The sequence below is a fragment of the Neisseria sp. P0021.S006 genome (assembly GCF_051956895.1).
On record NZ_JBQCWZ010000154.1, the window covers coordinates 1 to 2,228 of the forward strand.

Genomic DNA, 2,228 nt, shown 5'->3' on the forward strand with positions numbered 1-2,228 from the left:
AGGTCAAGCATCATGATGAACATCAGCCAGGCCGCGGCCGAGAGCGGCCTTTCCGCCAAACAAATCCGCGACTACGAAAAGCACGGCCTAATCGCCCCGGCCGCGCGCAGCGAAGCGGGCTACCGCCACTACGGACAGGCCGACCTTGTCCGGCTGCGCTTTATCCGCCATGCGCGGGAAGTGGGCTTTTCGCTGCCGCAGATCGGGCAGCTTTTGAGCCTGCAACACAACCCGCAGCGCACCAGCCGCGAAGTGAAAACGCTCACCGCGCGGCACATCGCCGAGCTGGAAGCCAAAATCGAACGCTTGCAGGGCATGGTGGCCGAGCTACAACGTTGGCACGATGCCTGCGCGGGAGACGACTGCCCGGATTGTGCGATTTTGGCCGGGCTGGAGGAGCGTTAGGCGGCTTGGGCAGAATAGAAACAGGCTACCTGAAAAGTTTCAGGTAGCCTTAGTCGGCCGTTAACGGTTTGGTACAGGCCTCGTCGTAATACGGCAGCCACTTGCCGCCGCTTTGCTTCAGATATGCGCGAAAACTTTTGTTTACCCGTGTGGCGGTGTAATCCAAATAATGGCAAAAAGTAAGTGATCAAGAGACAAAGGCCGTCTGAAACGTTTCAGACGGCCTTATATTCAAAAATACGCTTATCGGTTACAAAGCCACATCGTAGCCACCGTCTTCTACGGCATCAATCAGCGCGTCGGCATCTGTTTTGCTTTCATCGAAAGTAATCACTGCATTTTTGTTTTCCAAGCTGACTTCTGCTTTTTCCACGCCTTCTACGCCTTCCAAAAGATGGGTTACGCTTTTCACGCAGCCGCCGCAGGTCATGCCGTCGATATTGAGGGTAACAGTTTGCATTTGTATTTCCTTTCATTCAAACAAATATGGTTGCCAAATACTTTACTCCTTACACAAACAGCTTGCAAATTCTTCATTAAAGGCCGTCTGAAAAAATGCAGATAGGCGTACAATAACGCCCTTTGCTTCATCAAACGGACATAATAATGACTTCAACATTCAAACAATGGGTTAGCGTATGCGCGCTGGCGGTGGGGGCGTTTATTTTCAATACCACCGAATACATTCCGATTGCGCTTTTGAGCGACATCGGTCAGAGCTTTGACAAACCGGCAACGGAAGTGGGCATGATGATTACGGTATATGCGTGGATTGTTGCGCTCCTATCGCTGCCGCTGATGCTGATGACGAAAAACATCGAACGGCGCAAATTATTGCTGATGCTGTTTGCACTGTTTGCGCTGTTTCACGCGCTGTCGTTCTTTTCTTGGAACTTCAACATCCTTTTGGTCAGCCGTATCGGAATTGCGCTGACACACGCGGTCTTTTGGTCAATTACGGCTTCTTTGGCGGTACGGCTTGCCCCCGCCGGCAAAACCAATCAGGCTTTGGGCTTGCTCAGTACGGGTACGGTTTTAGCGATGGTTTTGGGCATTCCGCTGGGGCGCGTGGTCGGGCAATACTTCGGCTGGCAGCTCAGCTTCCTGCTGATCGGGGGCTGTGCTGCCGGCGTAATGCTGGTGTTGGCCAAAAACCTGCCTGCTTTACCCAGCCAAAATACCGGCTCTTTAAGCAGCCTGCCGAGTTTGTTCAAACGCCGCAACCTGATGTTGCTTTATGCCATGACGGTGTTGATTATTACGGCACACTTCACGGCATACAGCTATATCGAGCCTTTTGTGTTGCAAGTTGGCGGATTTAAGGCAGAACAAGTTACCATCGTTTTGAGCCTGTACGGTTTGGCAGGCTTTGCCGCTTCTTATTTGTTTGGCAAATGGTTTGCCAAATCGCAACGCCTGTTTATGCTTGGCGCGGTGGCGGTCATCCTGCTCTCTGCCCTGCTGCTTCTGCCGTTTGCCTCTTTCCCTTATGCGGTGTACGCGCTGGTATTTATTTGGGGCGTGGCCATCGTCATCGTCAGCTTGGGCATGGTATCGAAGGTCTTGGCATTTGCCTCGGATGCAACAGATGTGGCCAACTCGATTTATTCAGGTTTGTACAATGTCGGCATCGGCGGCGGTGCGCTTTTGGGACATTATGTAACCGTCTGGTTCGGCCTTTCCAATATCGGCATTGCCGGAGCCTTGCTGGCGGCGGCAGGTTTGGCCGTTTGCGGCTTGTTGTTTAAGGAACAAGACAATCTGACGCAAAACGTTTAAAATCCAATCACTTTCCTAATCGAACGGACAAACAGCCTTCCTGC

3 protein-coding genes are annotated in these 2,228 nt (G+C 52.1%); 2 read left to right on the forward strand and 1 reads right to left on the reverse strand.

Annotated features, from left to right (window positions below; translation table 11 throughout):
* Positions 1-12 precede the first annotated feature (12 nt).
* Positions 13-405, forward strand: a complete 393-nt coding sequence (gene cueR / locus ACTHUM_RS11825) for a Cu(I)-responsive transcriptional regulator (RefSeq protein ID WP_314459083.1) — start codon at positions 13-15, stop codon at positions 403-405.
* A gap of 250 nt (positions 406-655) precedes the next feature.
* Here cueR and ACTHUM_RS11830 read toward each other — a convergent pair whose 3' ends face one another.
* On the reverse strand, positions 656-865 hold the full coding sequence (locus tag ACTHUM_RS11830; RefSeq protein ID WP_314597078.1) for a heavy-metal-associated domain-containing protein: 210 nt from the start codon (positions 863-865) through the stop codon (positions 656-658).
* Positions 866-1,011: 146 nt separating this feature from the next.
* Between ACTHUM_RS11830 and ACTHUM_RS11835 the strand changes: the two genes are divergently transcribed.
* Positions 1,012-2,184, forward strand: coding sequence for a sugar transporter (locus ACTHUM_RS11835; protein ID WP_440402953.1), 1,173 nt, complete (start codon positions 1,012-1,014; stop codon positions 2,182-2,184).
* Positions 2,185-2,228 lie beyond the last annotated feature (44 nt).

Coding starts and splice junctions, on each gene's coding strand:
- cueR (WP_314459083.1), top strand. CDS start 13: ATGATGAACATCAGCCAGGCCGCGGCCGAGAGCGGCCTTTCCGCCAAA.
- ACTHUM_RS11830 (WP_314597078.1), bottom strand. CDS start 865: ATGCAAACTGTTACCCTCAATATCGACGGCATGACCTGCGGCGGCTGC.
- ACTHUM_RS11835 (WP_440402953.1), top strand. CDS start 1,012: ATGACTTCAACATTCAAACAATGGGTTAGCGTATGCGCGCTGGCGGTG.